General features: G+C 70.1%; 14 protein-coding genes and 2 pseudogenes. 8 read left to right on the forward strand and 8 right to left on the reverse strand.

Features of this window, described 5'->3' with window-relative positions; translation table 11 throughout:
- Positions 1-13: 13 nt before the first annotated feature.
- Both ACQ0O7_RS11455 and ACQ0O7_RS11460 read left to right on the forward strand, forming a co-directional pair.
- Positions 14-2,206: a glycoside hydrolase family 9 protein gene (locus ACQ0O7_RS11455; RefSeq protein WP_430781953.1), complete on the forward strand. Its 2,193-nt coding sequence runs from the start codon at positions 14-16 to the stop codon at positions 2,204-2,206.
- A 297-nt stretch (positions 2,207-2,503) separates the two neighbouring features.
- Positions 2,504-3,181, forward strand: coding sequence for a hypothetical protein (locus ACQ0O7_RS11460; RefSeq protein ID WP_430781954.1), 678 nt, complete (start codon positions 2,504-2,506; stop codon positions 3,179-3,181).
- 44 nt (positions 3,182-3,225) lie between these two features.
- On the opposite strand, the gene ACQ0O7_RS11465 is transcribed toward ACQ0O7_RS11460, so the two are convergent.
- The 3 genes from ACQ0O7_RS11465 to ACQ0O7_RS11475 form a co-directional block, all read right to left on the reverse strand.
- On the reverse strand, positions 3,226-4,653 hold the full coding sequence (locus tag ACQ0O7_RS11465; protein WP_430781955.1) for an SDR family NAD(P)-dependent oxidoreductase: 1,428 nt from the start codon (positions 4,651-4,653) through the stop codon (positions 3,226-3,228).
- A 201-nt stretch (positions 4,654-4,854) separates the two neighbouring features.
- Positions 4,855-11,451: an MMPL family transporter gene (locus ACQ0O7_RS11470; RefSeq protein WP_430781956.1), complete on the reverse strand. Its 6,597-nt coding sequence runs from the start codon at positions 11,449-11,451 to the stop codon at positions 4,855-4,857.
- A gap of 51 nt (positions 11,452-11,502) precedes the next feature.
- Positions 11,503-12,234 carry a hypothetical protein gene (locus ACQ0O7_RS11475; RefSeq protein WP_430781957.1) on the reverse strand — a complete coding sequence of 244 codons (732 nt, stop codon included), beginning with the start codon at positions 12,232-12,234 and terminating at the stop codon, positions 11,503-11,505.
- Between the two features lie 200 nt (positions 12,235-12,434).
- On the opposite strand from ACQ0O7_RS11475, the gene ACQ0O7_RS11480 reads away from it, so the two are divergent.
- Positions 12,435-12,962 (forward strand): FKBP-type peptidyl-prolyl cis-trans isomerase, encoded by a 528-nt coding sequence (locus ACQ0O7_RS11480; protein WP_430781958.1) that lies wholly within the window; start codon positions 12,435-12,437, stop codon positions 12,960-12,962.
- A 14-nt stretch (positions 12,963-12,976) separates the two neighbouring features.
- On the opposite strand, the gene ACQ0O7_RS11485 is transcribed toward ACQ0O7_RS11480, so the two are convergent.
- Genes ACQ0O7_RS11485 through ACQ0O7_RS11495 form a run of 3 tightly spaced genes read right to left on the reverse strand, consistent with a single transcriptional unit; the run spans position 12,977 to position 15,869 of the window.
- The gene (locus ACQ0O7_RS11485) at positions 12,977-13,774 is read right to left on the reverse strand and encodes a YaaA family protein (protein ID WP_430781959.1); all 798 of its coding nucleotides are present in this window, start codon (positions 13,772-13,774) and stop codon (positions 12,977-12,979) included.
- A 9-nt stretch (positions 13,775-13,783) separates the two neighbouring features.
- Positions 13,784-14,116: an STAS domain-containing protein gene (locus tag ACQ0O7_RS11490; RefSeq protein WP_430781961.1), complete on the reverse strand. Its 333-nt coding sequence runs from the start codon at positions 14,114-14,116 to the stop codon at positions 13,784-13,786.
- 43 nt (positions 14,117-14,159) lie between these two features.
- Positions 14,160-15,869, reverse strand: coding sequence for a copper resistance CopC/CopD family protein (locus ACQ0O7_RS11495; RefSeq protein WP_430781962.1), 1,710 nt, complete (start codon positions 15,867-15,869; stop codon positions 14,160-14,162).
- A gap of 94 nt (positions 15,870-15,963) precedes the next feature.
- Here ACQ0O7_RS11495 and pgm point away from each other — a divergent pair, with 94 nt between their 5' ends.
- Together pgm and ACQ0O7_RS11505 are read left to right on the forward strand one after the other, a co-directional pair.
- On the forward strand, positions 15,964-17,589 hold the full coding sequence (gene pgm / locus ACQ0O7_RS11500; RefSeq protein ID WP_430781963.1) for a phosphoglucomutase (alpha-D-glucose-1,6-bisphosphate-dependent): 1,626 nt from the start codon (positions 15,964-15,966) through the stop codon (positions 17,587-17,589).
- A gap of 45 nt (positions 17,590-17,634) precedes the next feature.
- Positions 17,635-17,952: pseudogene (locus ACQ0O7_RS11505) on the forward strand (transposase); the annotation flags it as partial.
- 87 nt (positions 17,953-18,039) lie between these two features.
- Here ACQ0O7_RS11505 and ACQ0O7_RS11510 read toward each other — a convergent pair.
- Positions 18,040-18,255 (reverse strand): hypothetical protein, encoded by a 216-nt coding sequence (locus tag ACQ0O7_RS11510; RefSeq protein ID WP_430782140.1) that lies wholly within the window; start codon positions 18,253-18,255, stop codon positions 18,040-18,042.
- 245 nt (positions 18,256-18,500) lie between these two features.
- Positions 18,501-18,656: pseudogene (locus ACQ0O7_RS11515) on the reverse strand (GntR family transcriptional regulator); the annotation flags it as partial.
- Positions 18,657-18,733: 77 nt separating this feature from the next.
- Between ACQ0O7_RS11515 and ACQ0O7_RS11520 the strand changes: the two are divergent.
- From ACQ0O7_RS11520 to ACQ0O7_RS11530, 3 genes are all read left to right on the forward strand, one after another.
- Positions 18,734-19,081 carry a PadR family transcriptional regulator gene (locus ACQ0O7_RS11520; protein ID WP_430781965.1) on the forward strand — a complete coding sequence of 116 codons (348 nt, stop codon included), beginning with the start codon at positions 18,734-18,736 and terminating at the stop codon, positions 19,079-19,081.
- Positions 19,071-20,018, forward strand: coding sequence for a hypothetical protein (locus tag ACQ0O7_RS11525; protein WP_430781966.1), 948 nt, complete (start codon positions 19,071-19,073; stop codon positions 20,016-20,018). Before ACQ0O7_RS11520 ends, ACQ0O7_RS11525 begins: the two co-directional genes overlap by 11 nt.
- A gap of 298 nt (positions 20,019-20,316) precedes the next feature.
- Entirely contained in the window at positions 20,317-22,773 is a 2,457-nt protein-coding gene (locus tag ACQ0O7_RS11530; protein WP_430781967.1) for a putative bifunctional diguanylate cyclase/phosphodiesterase, read from the forward strand.
- Positions 22,774-22,801: the final 28 nt, after the last annotated feature.

The following is a 22,801-nucleotide window of genomic DNA, read 5'->3' on the forward strand; positions in this document are numbered from 1 at the left end:
TCAGTATGTGTCCATGCATCTATGGGAGCGCTCCCGCACGATCGCCACCATCGCCGCGCTACTGGTAGCCGGAGCAGCCGCCCCGGCGTACGCCGATGAGGTCGAACAAGTAGTCAACGGCACCTTCGACAACGGCACCGACCCGTTCTGGGCCAACGCGGGCATGGCCATCGCCCTGACCGACGGCCGCGCCTGCGTGGACGTCCCGGGCGGCACCGTCAACCGCTGGGACGCCGCGATCGGCCAGAACGACATCGCCCTCGTCGCCGGTGAGTCCTACCGGTTCAGCTTCGACGCCTCCGGCGACGCCGGGCACGTGGTCCGGGCCATCACCGGGCTGTCGGTCGACCCCTACGACACCTATTTCGAGCAGTCGCCGATCCTCGGCGACTGGCAGCACTACGAGTGGACGTTCACCGCGAACGCCAGCACCGAGCAGGGACAGGTCGCCTTCCAGGTCGGGGGCAGCCCGGACCCGTGGCGGTTCTGCGTGGACAACGTCTCGCTGGTGGGCGGGGTTCCGCCGGAGGTCTACGAGCCGGACACCGGCCCGCGGGTGCGGGTGAACCAGGTCGCCTATCTGCCCGACGGTCCCAAGGGCGCGACTCTGGTGACCTCCTCGACCACCGCCTTGCCGTGGATCTTGAAGGATGGATCGGGCAGAGCTATTCAGAAAGGCAGAACGGTTCCGCGCGGGGTCGACGCCTCCTCCGGGCAGAACGTCCACACCATCGATTTCGGAAATGTCCGAAAGAACGCCGGCGGCCTCACCATCACCACCGACGGCGAGACCTCCCGGCCCTTCGACATCGGCGACCGGGCGTACCGCAATCTCCGCTCCGATGCTCTGAAGATGTACTACACCCAGCGCAGCGGCATCGCGATCCGCGACGACCTGCGCCCCGGCTACGCGCGCCCGGCCGGCCATGTCGGCGTCGCACCCAACCAGGGCGACACCGCGGTCCCGTGCCAGCCCGGCGTCTGCGACTACACCCTGGACGTCAGCGGCGGCTGGTACGACGCCGGCGACCACGGCAAATACGTGGTCAACGGCGGTATCTCGGTGTGGGGCCTGCTCGCCGAGTACGAGCACAACCGCGGCTCCCGCAAACTGAACCTGAGCATCCCGGAGAGCGGCGACCGCGTCCCGGACATCCTCGACGAGGCCCGCTGGGAGCTCGACTTCCTGCTCAGCATGCAGGCGCCGACCGGCCTGGTGCACCACAAGATCCACGACCGGGAGTGGACCGGCCTGCCGCTGCTGCCGCATCTGGACCCGCAGCCCCGTGAGCTGCACCCGGTCTCCACCGCCGCGACCCTGAACCTGGCCGCCACCGCCGCCCAGGCCGCGCGACTGTACAAGCCGTACGACGCGGCGTTCACGAAACGGGCGCTGGCCGCGGCGCGCACCGCCTATGCGGCGGCGAAAGCCAACCCCGCGCTGTACGCCCCGGAGTCCGACAACGTGGGCGGTGGCGCGTACAACGACAGCAAGGTCAGCGACGACTTCTACTGGGCGGCGGCGGAGCTGTTCCTGACCACCGGTGAGAAGAAGTACGCGACCGACGTGCTGTCCTCACCCGAGCACACCGCCGACGTGTTCGGCCCGGTCGCCTTCGACTGGGCGAGCACCGCCGCGGCCGCGAAGATCGATCTGGCCCTGACCCCGAACCGGCTGCCCGGCCTGTCGTCGGTGAAGGCGCAGGTGGCCGCGGGTGCGGACAAGTACCTGGCGATCCAGCGCTCCCACCCGTACGGCGTCGCCTACGCGCCCACCGGCAACGTCTGGGACTGGGGTTCCAGCAGTGTCATCGCCAACAACCTGGTGGTGATCGCGGCGGCGCACCGGATCACCGGCCGGGACAGGTACCGGACCGGTCTGCTCACCGGCCTGGACTACCTGTTCGGCCGGAACGCGCTGAACATCTCCTACGTCACCGGGTACGGCGAGGTGGCCGCGGAGAACCAGCACAGCCGCTGGTACGCCGCCCAGCTCGACCCGTCGCTGCCGCACCCGCCGCCGGGCACCCTGGCCGGCGGGCCGAACTCGTCGATCCAGGACCCGGTCGCGCAGAGCCTGCTGCAGGGGTGTGTCGGCCAGTTCTGCTACATCGACGACATCCAGTCGTGGTCCACCAACGAGTTGACGATCAACTGGAACGCCGCCCTGGCCCACCTGATCGGCTACGTCACCGAACTCGACTGATCCCGCCCGGCCCGGTGGTCCCCGATCGCCGCTGACCACCGGGCCCGGGATTGGCCGTCATCGAGATTCCCCGGTGTCCCGGCGGTCCGCGGTATCGCCGGGCCCACCCGTCTCGCAGCCGGCAGAACACCTGTTCAGAGCGGTTATCCCGGGTTCAATCCCGTCGCGCCGACATTCGGCCCTACGGACACCCGGCGGGTCGTCCGAACGGTCAGGTTTCGCCTGATCGCCCGATACCTCACGGAGGCCCGTGATGAGCTACGCAGGTCATGGCGATATGTCCTGAAAAGGTGTGACATGAAAAACGCAAAGCGCATGCTGGCACTCGCCAGCATGACCCTGGCGGCCGGTGCGATGCTCGGGATCACTCCGGCGCAGGCGACGCCCGCCGACGCTGCGACCACGACCGGCAGCGCCACCGCGAAGAGTGGCCCCTACTGGGATTGGGACGACGAATACGTCGTCGGGTACTACTACAACCAGTGGGAGTGCAACAAGGCCGGCTGGTGGGGCGAGCGCAACCGGGCCTGGTCGGACTACTACTGCTTCCCGGCGTGGGTGCCCGGCTGGGGCAACGTCTGGGTGCTCCAGGTCGAGGAGAACGACTGGTACTGGAACAAGTGGAACGGCGGCTGGCCCGGTGGCTGGCCCTACAAGCCCAACCACTTCGGTAAGCCGTTCCACGTCGGCGGCGGCTACACCCACCCGTTCAAGTTCAAGAAGGGTGTCAAGTACGGCAAGCTGAACGGCATTCCGTTCAACCCGTACCAGAAGTACAACGGCCCGAAGGGACCGTACGACAAGGGCGGCAAGTTCGACCCACCGTACGGTGGTGGCGGCGGTTACCCCGACAACAAGCCGCCCTACGGTGGCGGTGGCGGTAGCCCGGACAACCAGCCGCCGTACGGTGGCGGTGGCTCGGACAATCAGCCGCCCTACGCCGGTGGTGGCGACAACAAGGGCCCGCTGAGCTAGTGAAAAGGCCGCCCCTCACCCGAGGGGCGGCTTTTCGCACACCCCTACCAGGCGACCGGCGCGTAATCCTTCAGGAAACAGCCGTACACGTCCTCGCCCGCCTCACCACGGATGATCGGGTCGTACACCCGGGCCGCGCCGTCCACCAGATCCAGCGGGGCGTGGAAACCCTCCTCGTGCAGCCGCATCTTCGTCGGATGCGGGCGCTCGTCGGTGATCCAGCCGGTGTCGACACTGGTCATCAGGATGCCGTCGGCGAACATGTCATCGGCGCTGGTCCGGGTCAGCATGTTCAGCGCCGCCTTCGCCATGTTGGTGTGCGGGTGGCCGGCGCCCTTGTACCCGCGGGCGAAGATGCCTTCCATGGCGGACACGTTCACCACGTACCGGCGGGGGAATTTCGACGCCGCCATCGCCGACCGCAACCGGCTCACCAGGATGAACGGGGCGGTCACATTGCAGAGCTGCACCTCCAGCAGCTCCAGCGGGGCCACCTCGTGCACCCGGTCGCTCCAGCTGTTCGTCGCCGTCACGTCCGGGATCAGCCCGCCCGCGTCGATCGCCACCGACCGTGCGGTCAGCGCCATCGACGTCACCTGCTCCGGGGACAGCGTCGGCGGGGTGGCCGCGGTCAGCGCCGCCGCCGGCGAGGAGCCGATCGAGGCCTGGGCGGCGAAATACTCCAGCGCGGGCAGCGGTCCGTCCGGAAGCGGGGCCGTCTCGGCGGCGACCAACTCGGAGTACGAGCCGGCCGTACGGCGTACCGTCTGGGCCGCGTTGTTGATCAGAATGTCCAGCGGGCCGCGCGCCGCCACCGACTCGGCCAGCCCCACCACCTGCGCCGGATCCCGCAGATCGATGCCGACCACCCGCAGCCGGTGCAGCCAGTCCGCACTGTCCGGCATCGCCGAGAACCGGCGCACCGCGTCATGCGGGAACCGCGTGGTGATCGTCAGATCCGCCCCGTCCCGCAGCAGGCGCAGCGCGATGTACATGCCGATCTTGGCCCGTCCACCGGTGAGCAGCGCGGTCCGGCCGGTCAGATCGGTGCGCGCGTCCCGCCGTGAGTGGTTGAGCGCCGCACACTCCGGGCAGAGCTGGTGGTAGAACGCGTCCACCACGGTGAACCGCTGCTTGCACGTGTAACAGCCGCGCGCCTGCTTCAGCACCCCCGCGGTGGCGCCCGGCACGGTGCTCTTCAGCGGAATCCCGGCCGTCTCGTCATCGATCCGCCCCGGCGCGCCGGTAGCGGTCGCCTCGGTCACCGACCGGTCGTGCGCGATCACCGCGGCCCGGCGATCCTTGCGCCGCCGCACCTTCACCGACTTGAACACGCCGGCCGTCGCTCGCCGGATCGCCACCGCGTCCGGATGCTCCGGCGCCAGCTCCTCCACCTCGGCCAGAACCGCGAGGCAGATCGCGAGTCGCTCCGGGTCCACACCCACGGCGCCCGGGTCGGCACTGCCGGTCATTCCTGCATCCCCTCTGTCGGTAACCGCACGCACTGTACTTAACCGCAGTCCTATCGGCCGACGGCGGCATCCGGCAAGGGATGCCTGTCACCGGCCGTGCCCACACTTTCCGATCAACATCCGATTGCGGTACGGGTGAACGACAGCGCCGCCAGGGGCCTCCCGTTTCCGGCCCCGGACGGCGCACAGCCCACACCGACGTCAGGCGCCGGTCCCGGTCTCCCGTTCACTCCGCGCGCCGTCGCCCTGTTCCGCTTCGCCTCCGCCGGCTTCGGCCCGGATCGTGTCGGCCCGCCCGCTCTCGGCACGTGCCGGTTTCGGGTGGTCGGCGAGGGACGCCGGTCGCTGCGACTGCCGATCGTAGGGGTGCTCACCCGACCCGGCCGTCCACGACGGCCCGCTGTTGGCCGGCCGCTGAACCGCCCGCCCATGCTCCGGCAGGTGATCAGCGAGAGTGGCCGGCCGAATCGTCCCCCGAAGCCGGTCGTCCAGAGTCTCCGGCCGCCGCCCCCGCTGGTACTCGATCTCGTTCCGGATCCCCTCCACCGCGACGTCACTCCCGCCCGGCACCGAACCACCGGCCTCGTCCCGCACCCGCTGCACCGGCCCCGCGGCCAGCACCTCATCCAGCGTCTGCGGTCGCCGCCCCGCCCCCGTACCCGGTTCGCTCGCGGCTTCGACGGGTGCGCTGGGCGCGCTTACCGGCCCGGAATCGCCCACAATTTCCGAAGCCGTGCCGAGCACGTCAGGGATGTCACTTTCGCCCGTTTCCGGACTGTCAGCGGCAGGTTCCGGAGCCGGATCAGGCTGGGCGGCCGCCGCGGGCTCGAAAACGGCCTCCACCCTCGTGGCGACCTCTGCTTCAGCGGCTACTTCCGGCTCCGCCTCAGCGGCAGCCTCAGCCTCCGGCTTCGCCTCAGGCTCTGCTTCAGCGGCAACCTCCGCCACTGCCTCCGCCTCCGGCTTCGGCTTCGGCTTCGGTGCGGTGTCGACCGCAGCGGCCCCGGCCGTCTCATCGGCAGGATGACCGGCGCTTTCGATCACGGTGACCTCGGGCGCCGCAGTGGTCTCAGCGGCCGGGACCACCTGGCTCGCCGTCTCCGGTGCCGCCGGCTGAATCGTTTCCGGGTCGGCCGGAACCGACTTGGGCAGATCAGCAAGGCTGCCCGGCCGGTTGGCGGACTCGGCCGCCGGCTGGTTCAACCACTCATCAAGAGTCGCCGGCCGCCGTGCGTGGGTGTCCGCCTGCCGGATGTCCGCCGGCTGGCTGTCGGCAACGGAAACGTCCGGCGCGGTACTCGAATCGGTGACCGATCCGGTCCGCGAAGCGGCTTTCCCCGGCGAATCAGCCAGCCAGTCACCCAGGTCCTGCGGGCGCCGCGCGGAAACCGCCTCCTGGTAGGGATGCGGCAGGTCAGCCACAGGCTTGGCGGCAGCCGTCCCCGGCGCCCCACCGACAGGCTCAGACCACCAGGCCGGAACCGGCGCATACGGCAACGGCCCCGCCGCGTCCGTCATCCCGCTACCGGAATCCCCAGCATCCGACGTAGCGGAATCCGGCCCGGTCCCCACCACTTCCAGCCCCACCGGCTCGTGGTTCACCGGATCGTGGTCGACCGGCTCCCGTTCCGACGGCGCGGAGCCCGGCACTGTCCGGCGTTCTTCCCCGACCTCAGGTGCGGCAGCCGGTGAGGTGGGTGCGGCAGCCGGATCAAGCCAGTTGAACGAGCCAGGTTCAGCCGAGACAGACTCCGCCGAAATGAGACTGGCCAGCCGAGGATCCGACCGCCACGCGAACGGATCCGGCCCCGGCGCGACTACCGCCCCCGAACTCTCCACCCGCTCGCCCCCACCGCCCGACAGACCGTCCCCCGAGCCGTCCGCAGAACTGCCCTCCGCGCTGTCCGCGGAGTCGTCCTCTGGGGTGTCTGAGGGATTGTTGTCCGCGTTGTCCGCGGAATCGTCCTCTGGGGCGTCTGAGGGATTGTTGTCCGCGTTGTCCGCGGAATCGTCCTCTGGGGCGTCTGAGGGATTGTCCTCCACACTGTCCGCGGAGCCGTTTCCCTTGCCGTCCGAAGAGCCGTCCCCCTTGCTGTCCGCGGAACCGTCGCCCTCGCTAGACAGAACGTTCTCCTCCGGGAAGGCCGGGAACTCCTCAACCGCTGCGGTGCCAGCGTTTTCGTTCGCGTCGTCTTCACGGTCCGTGCCGGTCGGAGTGTTCTGTCCCGCCCTCGGCGGATTGCTTGCCGCAGGGGCCCAGCCTGGTTCATCTTCCGCCGCCTCGATCTCGGCGATGGAGGCACGTCCCGCGATCACATGGAGCTGAGGCGTCGTTTGGACCTCAGACGTCTCGTCAATTTCAGGCGTTGCCTGGACTTCAAACGTCTCGTCGATTTCAGGCGTCGCCTGGACCTCAGGCGTTTCTTCCACCCCAGGCGTCCCGTCGACCTCCGGCGCCGCTTTGACCTCGGATGTCGTGTCGACTTCAGAAGTCACATCGACTTCAGAAGTTCCGGCAGCCTCGGGAGTAGCGGCAACCTCAGGCGTTGCATCGTTCTCGGGAGTCGCCTCGCTGACGGGCGCGTGCTCTTCCTCCCTAGACAGAACGTTCTTCTCCGCGGGAACCTCGGCCGTGAGCTCGCCGATGTCTTTTGCGCCGATGTCTTCTGCGTCGTTGCTGATCCGGTCGACATCGCTGGCCGGTTCAGATGCTGCCGGCGCGGAGATTTCCGGCTCGGTGGGGGCTGCGGGTTCGGGTTCGGGTTCGGGTTCGGCCAGGGTCTCGGTGTCAGTGGAGAGTTCGGTTGGCGCATCCGTCGGCAGATCATCCGCAGCCCGACTCGCTGCAAGATCATCGGATGAGTCCTCCGCCGCCGGACGGTCCTCGGGGTCGGTCGCCGCCGAGTCGTCTTCTGCTGCCAGGACGTCCGGGCGGACTTCTGCTACCGGGTTGGCCGTGGGGCTGTCCGCTGCGAGATCGGCCGCGGGGATGTCTACCGCCCGGCTGTCTGTGAGGATGCCTTTCGCCAGGTCGGCTGCAGGGATGTCTGTTGCCGGATCGTCGGTTGGAGCAGGTTCCGCGTGGTCCTCGCCGTGGCCGGCGGGTTCCGTGGTGTGGTCAGCCGGTCCGGTGTCTTCGGGCGGGGAGACCAGATTGTCCGTGACCGGGTTGTCTGCGACCGGGTCGTCCGCGACCAGATCATCTGCGACCGGGTTGTCTGCGACCAGATCATCTGCGACCGGGTTGTCTGCGACCAGATCGTCCGCGACCGGGTTGTCTACGACCGGGTTGTCTGCGGCCAGTTCGTCCGGGGCCAGTTCGTCCGGGGCCAGATTGTCCGAGGTCAGATTGTCCGAGGTCAGGTTGTCCGGGGTCGGATATGTCGGGTTCGGAGCAGCTCGGGGCGGGTCGGCCGGAGATAGATCACCTGAGGCCAGATCGGCTGGGAGCAGATCAGCTGCGGGCAGATCAGCTGCTGGCGGATGAGCTGCGGGCAGGTCGGTCGAGGGCAGATCAGCGGCGGGCAGGTCGGCCAAGGCCCGGTCGTTTTGCGATGAGATTTCGGGAATGTCTGAAGTACCCGCTGGTTCCTGGATGTTCGGTGTGGGATCCGCGGGCCTGGTAGGGGTGGCCAGTGCTGCCGCCTCGGCCAAGGCCGCCGCCTCGGCCAGCTTGGCGGCCTTGGCCGGTTTGACGGTGGACGTGGAGTTCAGGACCGGGAACGCCTGGGTCGCCGTCTCTCCTGCCAGGTGTGGGGGCAGGCGGAGGACCTGCGTACTCGCCGGGTCGGGGTTCTCCTCCGGGAGCTGGGGTGCCTGGTCGGGGGCTGGATCGCCGGATGTGGGCGGGAGCGCGTCGGCCTTGACCGTTTCGGCTCCGGCGGCCAGGGTTGCCTCCACCTCGGCCCAGATGGTCTCCGGGTCGATCGGGGCGGTGACGCTTGCTTCCACCTCGGCCCAGATGAGCTGGGTGTCCTCGACCGGCGAGGTGGCCCGCGCAGCCTCGGAGGATGCCTGAGCGGCGGGGGGCGCGTCTGCCGAGGCAAGGCCCGCCGCGTCGGAGCGGGCGACGTCGATGTCGTCGTGTGCGTAGTGGGGAGGCGCGGTTCCGGTCGGCGACGCGTCGGCGGTGGTCGGGTCCGGGAGCGAATCGACTGGATCGGGCTTCGGTTCGAGGCCGGAAATGTCGGCATTCGGGCCTGCGGTGGAGACGGCTGGCGACGCCGAGGCGTCGGATTCCGCGGATGGCGAGCGGACGGAGTCGTCGGCCGAGACAGGGGCTTCGGCCGGATCGGTGGAGGGTGTGACGGCTGAGGACATGGGCGTCGGATCCTCGGTGGCGGAGGACGCGGTGGCGTACGGGGACAGGTCGGCGGTGCGGTGGCGGCCGGGGGAGCGTCTGCCGGTGGTGCCGGGCTCACTCGTACCGTCGCCGGTCGGGGAGACAGTGGGGGAATCGGATGGCGGGACGGGCCGGTCGGGCAGCAGGCCGCCGGCATGGGCCATCGCATCGTCCTTGCCGGAGATGTAGTTGAGGAAGTCCTCGTAGTCGAGGACCACCGGATCGGCGGACGACGCCGGACCGGACGGCAGGGCGGCCTGTACCCGGGCGGCCGGAAGTGCCCGGGTGACCACTGTTCCGTCGACGATCGGGCGCCAGGCGTGCCGTCCGGTCGGTTCCTCCTCACCGGCGTATTCGGCGAGTCCGGCCTTCTCCTGGAGGCGCCGGAGTGGGCCGGGCGCCCACCAGGCGGCGTCGCCGAGGAGGCGGAGGACGGCGGGGACGAGGAGGACGCGGACGACGGTGGCGTCCAGCACCAGCGCGATGATCATGCCGACGCCGATGAAGCGCATGGTGGTGACCGACGACAGGGAGAACGCGCCGGTGACGACGATGAGCAGCAGGGCGGCGGCGCTGATCACCCGGCCGGTGCGGGTGAGGCCGATGGTGACGGCTTCGGTGGTGGTGGCGCCGCGGAGCCGGGCTTCGACCATCCGGGAGAGCAGGAAGACCTCGTAGTCGGTGGACAGGCCGAACACGACGGCGGCCATCAGGACGACGATGCCGGCTTCCAGGGGTGTCGGGGTGACGTTGAGCAGGGACGCCCCGTGCCCCTCCTGGAAGATCCAGACGAGGGAGCCGAAGGTGGCGGTGAGGCTGAGAGCGCTCATCACCACGGCCTTGACCGGCAGCAGGATGGAGCCGAACGCCAGGAACATCAGGATCAGGGTGGCCCCGGCGAGCAGCGCGATCATCAGTGGCAGCCGGGCGCCGATGGCTTCCAGGCTGTCGACGTTGCGGGCGGTGGCGCCGCCGATCAGGATCTCGGTGCCGACGGGTTCGGGCAGGGCGCGCATCCGGTCGACGGCCTGGCGGGCTTCGTCGCTGAACACGTCGGCGATCTTCAGGTCGGCGTTGAGGACCGCCACGTCGGTGCCGTTGCCGCCGCTGGGGGTGACGGCCTGGACGCCGGGGACGTTGCCGAGTTTGACGACGAGGTCTTCGACGACCCGCGGTTGAAGATCAGGAGACCGGACCACCACCTGTACGCCGTCCGCCCCGAACTGTGGGTAGTCGGCTTTGAGAGTCTCGATCGCGACCCGGGACGGATCGCCGGCGGGCAGTTGCCGTTCGTCGTTCTCGCCGAACCGGGCGTCGAGGATCGGCAGGGCCAGGACCAGGAGCGAGAGCACGATGGGTACGGCTACCGCGATCGGTCGCCGGAGCACCCAGGCGGCGAGGCGTTCCCAGCCGCCGTCGCCTCGGCCGGCCGCGAAGGGCAGCCGTACCGGGATCTTGTCGACGCGTGGCCCGAGTACCGCGAGCAGGGCGGGCAGCAGGGTCAGCGACAGGAGCATGGCCAGGAAGACGGCGGCGAGTCCCCCGTACGCCAGGGATTTGAGGAAGCCCTGGGGGAAGAGCAGCAGCCCGGCGAGGGCGGTCATCAGCAGGGTGGCGGAGAACAGCACGGTGCGGCCGGCGGTGGCCACGGTCCGGCGTACCGCCTCGGCGGTGTCGTGGTCGGCCTGCTCCTCACGGAACCGGCCGACCATGAACAGCCCGTAGTCGATGGCCATGCCGAGTCCGAGGAGGCTGGCCACGTTGACGGCGAACGAGTTGACCTCGTGGGTGAGCGCGACGGCGTGCAGGAAGCCGAGGGAGCCGAGGACGGCGCAGCCGCCGATGAGGACGGGCAGGGAGGCGGCGACCAGGGAGCCGAAGATGACCAGCAGCAGGATCAGCACGATCGGCAGGGAGATCGCCTCGGCGAGGAGCAGGTCGTCGTTGGAGCGCTCGGTGGAGGCGTGCCCGAGGGGGATGCCGCCGGCCAGCTGCACCGTCGCGCCGGACACCGAGAACGAGTCGGCGATCTCGCCGTACGCGGCCATCTTGTCCGCGTCGTCGTCACCGGCCAGCGTGATGATCGCGATCGCGCTGCGTTTGTCGGCGGCGGCGAGGGTCTCCTGCTTGTCCGCCCAGTACGAGGTCTGTGCGGTGACCGAGGACTGTGGCAGCGCGCCGAGCCGTTCGGTGATCCGCTGGGTGAGGCCGGCGTCGTCGATGTCGCCGGTGTCCGGCGTGTAGATCGCGATCACGTCGCCGGACTGTCCACCGGTGGCCGCGGCGGCCACTTCGGCGGCTCGGGCCGACTCGCTCCTCGGATCGTTGTAGCCGCCCTCGGTGAGCTGCCCGAACACGCCGAAGCCCCAGCCGCCGGCGGCGATCACCGCGACGAGCGAGACGACGAGTACCGGCCACCGGTGACGGGCGACCCGCGATCCCCAGCCCGCGAACACACGTTCCCCTTTCCCGGCCGTACGACCGGTCCTGTCAAGCGACGACGCAGGTCAGCTCAAGGTGGCGGCCTGCAGGGAGATGCCGCCGCAGGGAGCGTCGAACGATGCGGCGGTGATCCATTTGACGGAGATCTTGCCAGTTCGTGAAGCACGGTACGAGATGACGTAGGCCGTCGTCTGCATGGTGGCCCCCTCGACCGTCCAGGAATCGGTGATCGTCTTGCTGTCGTCGGTACTGAGACCGACTTCCAGGGTGCCCCGGGCGGCGGTCGCCCCGACGTACAACGTGAGGGTGTTGCGGCCGGGTCCGGCCGGTGCCGAGAGGGTGAAGCCGTTGCCTTCGCCGCACGTGCTGATCCCGCTGGTGGCGCCGGGGGTGCCGGGCCAGCGGAATCGTTCCGGGCTGTCGGTGTGCCGGGTGCGGGGCGCGGTCGGGGTGCCTTCCAGGATGGAGAAGGCGCCGTCGGGTTTGCGTTCCAGCGAGAAGCGGCCCTCCTCGCCCCAGTGCACCCAGTCGATGCGGCCCCCGGCGGCCAGGTCGACGCGATCGGCGACCGGCACCCGCTCGTACACGATCGAGTCGACGGGTGCGACCGACGGTGACGCGGCGACGCTGGCCAGTGGGATCGGGATCTGGTCGGCCGGGAGGGCCGGCGGGGTGGGCGCGGCGGCGTTCGGCTCGTCGCGCCCGCGCTGGTGGAGGAAGACCCCGAAGAGCACCACGACCAGCACTCCGGCCAGGATCACCGCGGCCGGTTCGAGGTACTCCCGCCAGTGGCGCAAGGGTCCTCCAACACTGGTGCGGGGCGGGCAGGGGTGCTAAACGATCTCATCCGGCCGGCCGGTGGTGAAGAGGGGGAGCCGGGTGCGAACGGACGGTTGATCATCCGCATCGGCGATTCGGGGGAGGTTCTTCGCCGTGTTCGCCCTCGTTGCGAGTAGCGTGTCCGGAGTTTTCCGACTTGCCGACCGGGAGTTCGACGATGAGCGACAAGACCATCTCCACCAGCAAGCGACGTGGCCAGGCGATTGCGGGTGTGCTCAGCGGCGTGCTCGTCTTCGCGGTCCTGGTGACCGTCTTCTTCGTGGTGCGTGACGACGACGGCGACGAGGCCGCGGCCGGCCCGGTGCCGGCCGCCGCGCCCGCCTCGGTGTCGCCGCTGGACCAGGAGCCGCAGATCGAGACCGGCACCGGCACGCTCTCCGAGCTGGCGATCAAGGAGCTGGTGCCGGGCACCGGCAAGGCGGTCGAGTCCGGGCAGACCGTCAGCGTGAACTACAAGCTGATCGGCTACACCAGCGGCGAGGTGATCGACTCGTCGTGGTCGAACGGCCGGTCCAACCCGATCAGCTTCGAGATCGGTGTCGGCCGGCTCATCCAGGGCTGGGACAAGGGCATCCCGGGGCAGAAGGTGGGCAGCCGGATCCAGCTGGACGTGCCGGCCACCCTCGCCTACGGCCCGGAGCGCGGCGACCTGCGGTTCGTGGTCGACATCCTGTCCGCGGAGTAGAGCCGGGGCAGGGCCTACAGATCGGTCACGATCACGTCGAGCCGGCGTGGTCCGGTGGCCGGGCCGGGCTGCTCCTCGACCGTGAACTTCAGGTCCCGCAGAGCGGTGACCAGCTCGTCCACCGAGGCGGGCGCGGCCTGTTCGACGGCCAGCGCCCGCACCAGGCGGCCCTTGGTGGCCTTGTTGAAATGGCTCACCACGGACCGTTTCGCCACCCCGCCGACGATCCGCTCCTGCAGCACCCGCAGGGCCGCCGCGTTGCCGCCGGGCGCCCACATCGCCGCGTAGGCGCCGGACCTCAGGTCCAGCACCGGGGTTCCCGCGGTGGCCTGGTCCAGGGTGGGTTTCAAGACCTTCCTCCAGTACGGGGTGAGGCCCCCGATCGGGGCGGGCAGGCTGACCCCGACCGAGCACCGGTACGCCGGGATGTGATCACCCAGCCGAACCACACCCCACAATCCGGAGAAGACCACCGCCGTACGATAAAGCCACTCTTGTGCCGAAATTTCGAGAGAGATCGGGTCCAGCGCCTCGTACAGCACTCCGGTGTAGATCCGCGACGCCGGCGCCGTCGGCGCGTCCGGCAGCCCCGCGTTGCGGGTGATCTCGCCCCGCTGCCCGTCGCTGAGCCCCAGCACCGCCAGGCTGTCCACGATCGATCGTTCGCTGGCGCGCGAGCAGAGGGCGACGAGCTTCTTCATCACCCGGGTACGGGCCGGGGCCAGCGCCGGCAGCCACAGCGACGACGGGTCGACGGGGGCGCCGGACACAGCCGGGGTCTTGCCTTCGGAGGGCGGGAGCAGGATCAGCACGCCGGAAGGTTAGCCGGGCCGGCCGGCCAGGGCGTCGGCGACGGTCGGGTACACGCCGATCCGCCGGGTCAGGCCGACCGTGTCGAGCAGCCGTTCCAGGAACTCGCCGGGGCAGGCCAGCCGCAGCCAGCCGCCGGCGTCCCGGGCCCGCCGATGCCCCACCACGAAGGTGCTGAGCCCGATCGAATCGCAGAAGTGCACCCCGGACAGATCCACCACCACCCGCGGCGCCGGCCGGTCCAGGGTGGCGCCCAGCCGCTCGGCCAGGAACACGGCGTTGTCCATGTCCAGGGTGCCGCGCACGCTGACCACGACGGCGCCGTCGCCACCTGCCGAGCTCACCGAGACGTCCACAGGTGTCTCATGCCCCGAACGCGGCGATCTGTCACCTCCCGACGGTCACCTTCGTGGTCACGCTCGCCCGGTCGATCTCGGTGGTCCGGATGGTGAAGGTGACCTCGTACGTGCCGGGCAGCGGGAACGACATCGAACCGAGCGCCTGGTTGCCCTCCGGCAGCGGGGCGATCGGCTGGTCCACCGCCTCCAGCGGGGGATCGGTCAGCCGGGCGGTGACCTTCCACTCCTCGGCCCGCAGCGGCCCGCCGTCCGGGGTGTAGAGGAACCCGTGGACGGTGTTGTACTCGCCCAGCTCGACCGGGAAGATGTTGAACTGCACCGCGTACAGATCGCTGGTCAGCGTCTCGGAGAAGCCCTGACCGGTGATCTCCTTCTCCTTGGTGGCGGCGATCCGGCCCGGGTCCACCTGCACCAGCACCGAGCTGATCGCCAGGATCACCACCCCGGCCGCGACCTCGATGCCGACGGTCCGGCGCAGCCCGGCCACGGCCGCCCGGTTGAGCACCATCCTCCGCGCGAAGGCGGCCGCCACCAGCACCCCGGCGGTGATCACCAGCTTGGCGACCAGCAGCTTTCCGTACCCGGTCTCCCACAGCGCGGACAGCTTGCCCATCTGCACCACGGCCTGGATAGCCCCGGCGAAGACCAGCCACAGCACCGCGATCGCGGCCCAGCGCGACCACACCGGCAGGATCACCCCGAGCACCCGCTGATGGGTGCCACGCAGCAGGAACACCGTCAGGGTGACCAGGCCACCGATCCACACCGCCATCGCGGCCATGTGCACCACCCCGGCGGTGACCGTGACACCGGCCATCGGGGCGGCCACCGCGTGCCCGGTCAGCGGCCACGTCGCGAGCCCGGCCGCGGACAGCGCGAGGACGGCGTACCCGCTGATCGGGGTCTTCTTCTCCCGGGGTGCCGGGGGCGTCTCCGTCACATCGGGACCGCCCGCGCCGGCCAGGACACGAGCCGGCTCCCGCACGGTTCGCGGCGCCCGGCGCAGCAACGGCGGCAGGAGTACGGTCAACGCGCCCAGGATCACCAGCCGGCCCATCAGCAGCAGGCCGAACTCGCTGGTCACCGTCTCGGTCAGCTCCGCCGCCGACAGCGTCCACAGCGGGGTGCCGGAGCCCTGCTGGGCGTAGGTGGTGAGGGCGCCCAGGCTGGCGATCGCGGTCAGCGCCAGACCGGCCCGGACCGCTTTCAGCGCACCCGCGCGGGACCGGCCCCGCGGCCACAGGAACGCCAGGAACAGGGCCGGGCCGGCGATCAGGGTGACACCGGCGTACCCGATGCTCTTGAAGACCGGGACGGCGACCTCGACCGTCGGATGGGTCCGGACCGTCTCCGACGGCGCCTCCGGCCGCTCCGACGGGGCGCCGACCGAGAAGCTGATCGCGCCGCCGACCGGGTGGCTGTCCGCGGAGATCACCCGGAAACTGATCAGGTACGTGCCCAGCGGCTTCTCCGCCTGCCGGACCGGGATGCGGAGCGTGGTGCCCTCCAGGGTCACCTTCCCGGAGATCCGTTCGCCGTTCGGCGCGATCACCTGCACCCGTCCCTCGACCGGGGTGACCGGTTCGCTGAAGGTCACCGTCACCTCGGACGGTGAGGAGCCGATCACACTGCCCGGCGCGGGGGTGGCGCCGATCGGGGCGGCGTGCGCGGCGGCGGGGGAGGCCGGAAGGGTGAGGGTGGCGAGGAGAACGAACAGGAACAGCATTACCCGGGTCACAGAAGGTAGTTCGGATCGGCGTCGGGAATGGTTCAAGGCGAGCGCCTGGATACGATCCGACTCAGCTCCCGACCTCTTCCCGGAGGAGATCTCCATGACCGTCCACGCCCGTGCCGGGCTACCGGCCGAACCGGCCGATCTGATCGACGTTCCCAAGGTCATCTCGCGTTACTACACCGAGCATCCGGATCCGGGTGAGACGGGGCAGCGGGTCGCGTTCGGCACCTCCGGGCATCGTGGCTCCAGCCTGCGCACCGCCTTCAACGAGGACCACATCGCCGCGACCAGTCAGGCGATCGTCGAGTACCGGCGGGCGCAGGGCACCACCGGGCCGCTGTTCCTGGGGCGGGACACCCACGCTCTGAGTGAGCCGGCGCTGGTCACGGCGCTGGAGGTGTTCGCGGCCAACGACGTGGTCGCGCTGGTCGACTCCCGGGACGGGTATACCCCTACGCCGGCTCTGTCACATGCGATTCTGCGGTACAACGCGTCTCATTCTGACAAATCGGATGGGGTTGTCGTCACGCCGTCGCACAATCCGCCGGACGACGGGGGGTTCAAGTACAACCCGCCGAACGGCGGGCCGGCCGACACCGATGCGACCAAGTGGATTCAGGACCGGGCCAACGCCCTGATCGCCGGTGGGCTCAAGGAGGTGCGCCGGTCGGCCCGTCCGGCGAACCCTTCCACGTACGACTATCTCGGCATTTATGTCGACGACCTGCCCAACGTGCTCGACATCGACGCGATCCGGAACGCGGGCGTGCGGATCGGGGCCGACCCGCTCGGTGGCGCCAGCGTCGCCTACTGGGGTGAGATCGCCGACCGGCACCGTCTCGACCTGACCGTGGTCAACCCGAACGTCGACCCCACCTTCGGATTCATGACCCTGGACTGGGACGGCAAGATCCGGATGGACTGTTCGTCGCCGTACGCGATGGCGTCCCTGATCTCCCAGAAGGACCGCTTCCAGATCGCCACCGGCAACGACGCCGACGCCGACCGGCACGGCATCGTCACCCCCGACGGCGGCCTGATGAACCCCAACCACTACCTGGCCGTCGCCATCGCCTACCTCTACAAGTCCCGCGACGGCTGGCCGTCCGCGGCCGGCATCGGCAAGACCCTCGTGTCGTCCTCTATGATCGACCGGGTGGCCGCCGACCTGGGCCGCCGCCTCGACGAGGTGCCGGTCGGCTTCAAATGGTTCGTGCCCGGCCTGATCGACGGCTCGATCGGCTTCGGCGGTGAGGAGAGCGCCGGGGCGTCCTTCCTGCGCCGCGACGGCCGGCCGTGGAGCACCGACAAGGACGGCATCATCCTCGACCTGCTCGCCTCGGAGATCATCGCCACCACCGGCAAGACCCCGAGCGAGCACTACCGGGAGCTGACCGCCCGGTTCGGCGAGCCGGCGTACGCCCGCATCGACGCCCCCGCCACCCGCGAGGAGAAAGCCGTCCTCGGGAAGCTGTCGCCATCCCAGGTGACCGCCTCCAGCCTGGCCGGCGAGGCCATCACCGACGTGCTGACCAGCGCACCCGGCAACGGCGCGGCGATCGGCGGCCTCAAGGTGGTGACCGGCAGCGGCTGGTTCGCGGCCCGGCCGTCCGGCACCGAGGACGTCTACAAGATCTACGCCGAGTCGTTCCAGGGGCCGGAGCACCTGGCCCGCATCCAGGAGGAGGCTCGCGCGGTGGTCTCCGCGGCGCTCGCCGGCTGACCGTGGTTCGTCTGAGGCCGGCGGGCGGCGCTCGCCGGCTGACCGCTGTTCGTCTCAACTGACCTCACCGACGCCCAGTGGGCGCTGATCGAGCCTTTCCCGCAAGCGTGGAAGTCCCGGCGGCCGTCGCCGTCGGGCCACGAGGGCGGCTACGAGATGCGCGAGATCGTCAACGCGTTGTTCCACCAGAACCGGACCGGCTGTCAGTGGGCGTCGCTGCCCCACGATCTACCGCCCGGTTGCGCCGCTTACCACTGCTTCGGGTTGTGGCGTGATGACGGTACTGACCAGTCCATTCACGATCTGTTGCGATGTCAGGTCCGGGAACGGGCCGGGCGGGCCGAAGACCCGGCCGCGGTCGCCGGCAACGGGGAGGATCCCGCTCAGGCCGGACCTTCGAACGTCAGCCATCGGCCCGCCACCGAGCACGACTCGCCGTACTCGATGACCTCACCGGCGTCGTCGTGGATCCAGTGACGCCCCAGCAGCACCGGCGACCCGGGTGCCACCGTCAGGTCGGCCGCCTGATGCTCGCTGGCAGCCCCCGGCCGCCAGTTGCTCCTTGGTGCGCCCGAGCGCGCGCCCGGTCTGCTCGGCGATGTAGCCGGGGGTCCCCTTCGGGATCCGGTCCGCCACCAGCAGCTGCGGCGCGGTCTCGGCGAACACGCCGGGGAAGTAGCTGACGAGGCCGACCGCGGAACGTCCTGGCTGTTGAAGGTGCTGCGGCTGCGCCGGATGACCTGCTCGCCGGGTTTGACACCGAGCGCGGCGGCGATCGGCTCGCCGGCCTGGACCAACTCGGCGGCGGTGATGCGGGCATATGATCCGCCGGCACAGATCTTCCCCGTGGGCCGGATGGCGCGCAGATAGTCACTTGTCCGCCGCGCCCGTGTGGCGACCACGGCCCCGCCGGTGCTCGTGGTCACGTAACCCTCGGCTTTGAGTTTCGCGACCACCTTGGCCGCCGTCGCATGGGAGATATCCAAGGCGGTGGCGAGCTCACGAACCGACGGCAGAAGATCTCCCGGCTGCATTTGCCCGGAGTCGATCTGGTCGCGGTAGTGCATCGTGACCCGCCGGGCCCAACCTCCCGACCGGAAGGCAACCCTCGCGCTACTGTGTGCCGTACAGTACGGTGTGGCACATGGTAGGTGACGTGCACGACAAGCTCGAACTCGAGCTGCGCCGTGGGGTCGTGGTGCTCGCCGTGCTGTCCGGTCTGCGGACCCTGCGGTACGGCTACGAGCTGCGCCAATCGCTGATCGCCGTCGGGATGCCGATTGAGGAGGGCACGCTCTACCCGCTGCTGCGGCGGCTGGAGAGCCAGGGGGTGCTGACCAGCCAATGGCAGGCCACCCAGGGGCCGTCCCGGCGCTACTACGTGCTCAGCGACGCCGGCGCCGACCTGCTCGACCGGCTCACCGGCACCTGGCACGGCATCACCAAGGCGATGGACGACATCCTCGACGAGGGGCGGCGTGATGACACCTGACGAGATGATCAACGGATACGTGGCCGAGGTCGTGCTGCTCCTGCCTCAGCGGCAGCGCGCCGACGTGGCCTGGGAACTGCGTGACCTGATCGGCCAGGAAGTGGCCGACGCCGCCGAGACCCGGGCCGATCGGGCCGAGGCGGTCAGCGCGGTGCTCGCCGGGTTCGGGCGTCCGGCCGAGGTGGCCGCCCGCCACCGGGCGGCGATCGTCCTGATCGACCCGGCCGACACCCGCCGGCTGTTCACCCTGGCCGGCGGTGGAGCCGTCCTCATCTACGCCGGGGCCGTGCTCGGTGAACTCATCGAGCAGCGGCGGGACCTGCCGGCCGCCCTCGACCGGGCGACGCCGTGGCTTTTCGGATGGCTGGGTGTGCTGGTCACCTGGTTCGCCGTCGCGGCCTGGTGGCGGCGCCGCCGGCCGGTCCCGGCGTGGCGGCCCCGGCCGGTGCCGACCGACCGGATCAGCCGTCCGGGGCGAACTGCCGCGCTGGTGTTCTACGTCGCCGGCACCGCCGCCCTCGCCGACCCGGCGACGATGCTGGAGCTGGTCACCGGTGGGCGGGCGGCACCCGAGGCCTACACCGCCCTCGCCTACGACGACGGCTTCCTGACGGTGCGCGGCCCGATCGTACTCAGTCTGCTGATTCTCAGTCTTCTGATCCAGGCGATGACCATCTGGCAAGGGCGCCGCCTGCCCTGGAACCGGCACACCGAACCAGCGTTGGGTTTGCTCATGTGCGCGGTCCTGACCTGGGTGGTGTCCGAGCCGGTCTTCGTCACGAGCGTCGCCGACCGTACGGCCAAGGAGATCGTCGCTCTTCTGATTCTGATCGCCGTGGCGGATCTGGCGTTCAGCCTGCGCCGCGACCGGGTCCGGCAGGCGGTCCTGGGCAACGGGCACGGGTCGGACAGACACGGGCGTCTCGCTGTGCCTTGATCGAAATCACGGCGGCCGATCCTTCTCCGCGTCGGCTGGCGGCCGGGCCCCTCCCTGGCAGCGCCGGCCGAGCAGACCTCCCAGGGGGTCCAACTACGGCTGGTAGCAGATCGACGGCTGCAACCGGGAGCCGTACGGCGTCGTCAACTCGTTCCACGCACCCGGCTGACCGCTGTTCGTCTCAGGTCGGCGGGCGGCGCACCCCGGCTGACCGCTGTTCGTCTCAGGTCGACGGCTCCCACGCCGACAGTCAGTCTGCGAGCAGACACGACAACCGGGCAGGAGCCGTTCGACAACCATGATCGCACCCGTGCTCTCCGTAGTGGCCGCCTCCGTGGCCAACCTCGGCGTGCTGGGGTGGCTGCTGCTCCGGCACACCGACGACGTGATCCTCGGCTACGCCGGCGGCCCGGTCGCCCTGGCCGCCGGGGTGATCGCCTGCCGGCGGGTCGCCCGGGTCGCCGGGCTGACCGGCCCGATCCGCCGGTTCTGGCGCATCATGGAGATCGCCGGTTTCGTTCTGTTCGTCACCGCGGTCATCGCCCTGGCCCGGGCCAACAACAACGCCGGCATGTCGATCTGGGTCGCCGTGCCGATGCTGGCCGGTGTCCTGTTGCTGATGTCCGGGTTCCTCGGCCTGCCCGGCCCACGGCGCACCGCGTCCGGCTGGGTGCAGGCGATCCTGGACGGGCTCACCGTCGCCGTCTCCAGCGGACTGATCTTCTGGTACGTGGTCCTCGACCTCGCCCCCGACGACACCTCACTGGTCGCCCGGATCGTGGCCGCGGTGGTCGGCGTCGGCGGGGTGCTGCTGCTGGTGACCATCGGCAAGGCCGCCGCCCGGCCGGAGACCGAGGTCCACCCGGTCGCCCTGCGGGTGCTCATGGTCGGGCCGATCACCTGTGTGACCGGGACCTTCCTGCTGATCGCCGGTGGGGAGTTGTCCCGCCTGGCGCTGTCCGTGCTGGCCCTGCCGCTGACCGGCGCCGCCCTCGGGATCGGCGCCTGGCTGCAGTGGCGTGCCCTGGACCGGCCGGCCGCCGAACCGGTCACCGCCCCGGCCCGCTCGCTGTTCAACCTGCTGCCGTTCCTGGCCGTCACCGCCACCGCCGCGCTGGTGATCAGCGTCAGCGCCCAGGACATGAACCACCGGCAGCGGGTGGTCATCATCGGCGCCGTGCTGATCACCGGTTGTGTCGTCGCCCGGCAGCTGCTCAGCCTGCGGGAGAACACCCTGGCCCTGCGCGGCATCCGTCACCAGCAGGCCGAGCTGGAGCGGCTCGCCCTCAGCGACAACCTGACCGGCCTGCCGAACCGGGCCCGCTTCACCGTCGCCCTGACCGAACGCATCGAGGCCGGCTCCCCGGCCGCCGCCCTGCTGATCGACATCGACGACTTCAAAATGATCAACGACACGATCGGCCCGGCGGCCGGGGACCAGCTGCTGTACGCGGTCTCCCAGCGCCTGCGCAACCAGTGCGCCCCGGGCGAGATGCCGGCCCGCCTCGGCGGCGACGAGTTCGCCGTACTCCTGTCCCCGTCCTTGTCCTCCTCCGCGTCCTCATCCTCTGCGTCCTCATCCTCTGCCTCTCCCTTCGCTTCTGCGTCTCCCGGCTCCCCTGTGTCTTCCTCCGCGTCTGTGTCTCCGGCCTTCTCTGCGTCCCTCCCCGCGCCTGCGTGGCCCTCCGCGCCTCCATCCGCTCTTTCGGATATTTCTCCTTTATCTGACTTGTCAGCCTCGGTGGAGGGCGCCGCCGCCCGGCTGCTGCTCGCCTTCGCCGAACCCTTCCGCATCGGTGACCAGCAGCTCCTGCTGCACGCCAGCGCCGGCATCGCCCTCGCCGAACCCGGCGAGACCGCCGACGAGGTGCTGCGCAACGCCGACATCGCGATGTACGCGGCCAAGGAGAGCGGCAAAGCCTCCTGGGCCCGTTTCGAACCGCGCATGCGCCAGGACATGGTCAGCCACGCACGGCTCGCCGGTGAGTTGCGCGACGGCATCCGCCGCGGCGAGCTGCGACTCCTCTACCAGCCGGTCTTCGACCTGGTCACCGGCCGCCTGCACGGGTGTGAGGCGCTGGTCCGCTGGCAGCATCCGGAACGCGGTTTCGTGTCGCCGGCCGAGTTCATCCCGGTCGCCGAACGCTCCGGGCTGATCGTGCCGCTCGGCGCCTGGGTGCTCCGCGAGTCATGCCGCCAGCTGGCCGAATGGCGGGCCGAACACGGCGACGGCGCGGTCGAGGCGGTCAACGTCAACGTGGCCGTCCGGCAACTGCGCGAGGCCGGATTCGTCGACGAGGTGGCGGCTGTACTCAGCGACACCGGGCTCACCCCGCGCAACCTGATCCTGGAGGTCACCGAGTCGTCGGTGGTCGACGGCTGGCAGGTGACCGAGACCCTGGAATCGTTGCACCGGATGGGCGTACGGCTGGCCCTGGACGACTTCGGCACCGGCCAGTCATCGCTCAGCCTGCTCCGGGCCTTCCCCGTCGACGTCCTCAAACTGGACAAGTCGTTCGTCGACGGCATCGCCGACGGCGCCGACCGGGGCCGCCTGGCGGTCGCCGCCGCGGTCGCCCAGCTCGCCGAGCACCTGCAGCTCAAGACGGTCGCCGAAGGCATCGAGAACGAGGGACAGCGGGACCGGCTCCGGGCCATGGGCTACCGGTACGGGCAGGGTTTCCTGATGGCCCGTCCACTCCCGGCGAACGAATGCGGCGCCCTGATGGCCGTCGACCCGGTCCGCGCCGCGTGACCTCCACCGTGGTTGAAGGACTACGGTA

Origin of the sequence: Actinoplanes sp. G11-F43 (assembly GCF_050589265.1) — a bacterium.
Lineage (GTDB): Bacteria > Actinomycetota > Actinomycetes > Mycobacteriales > Micromonosporaceae > Actinoplanes.

Excerpts from the sequence above, each read along its gene's own strand:
- ACQ0O7_RS11455 (WP_430781953.1), top strand. The coding sequence starts at position 14 with ATGCATCTATGGGAGCGCTCCCGCACGATCGCCACCATCGCCGCGCTA.
- ACQ0O7_RS11460 (WP_430781954.1), top strand. The coding sequence starts at position 2,504 with ATGAAAAACGCAAAGCGCATGCTGGCACTCGCCAGCATGACCCTGGCG.
- ACQ0O7_RS11465 (WP_430781955.1), bottom strand. The coding sequence starts at position 4,653 with ATGACCGGCAGTGCCGACCCGGGCGCCGTGGGTGTGGACCCGGAGCGA.
- ACQ0O7_RS11480 (WP_430781958.1), top strand. The coding sequence starts at position 12,435 with ATGAGCGACAAGACCATCTCCACCAGCAAGCGACGTGGCCAGGCGATT.
- pgm (WP_430781963.1), top strand. The coding sequence starts at position 15,964 with ATGACCGTCCACGCCCGTGCCGGGCTACCGGCCGAACCGGCCGATCTG.
- ACQ0O7_RS11520 (WP_430781965.1), top strand. The coding sequence starts at position 18,734 with ATGGTAGGTGACGTGCACGACAAGCTCGAACTCGAGCTGCGCCGTGGG.
- ACQ0O7_RS11525 (WP_430781966.1), top strand. The coding sequence starts at position 19,071 with ATGACACCTGACGAGATGATCAACGGATACGTGGCCGAGGTCGTGCTG.
- ACQ0O7_RS11530 (WP_430781967.1), top strand. The coding sequence starts at position 20,317 with ATGATCGCACCCGTGCTCTCCGTAGTGGCCGCCTCCGTGGCCAACCTC.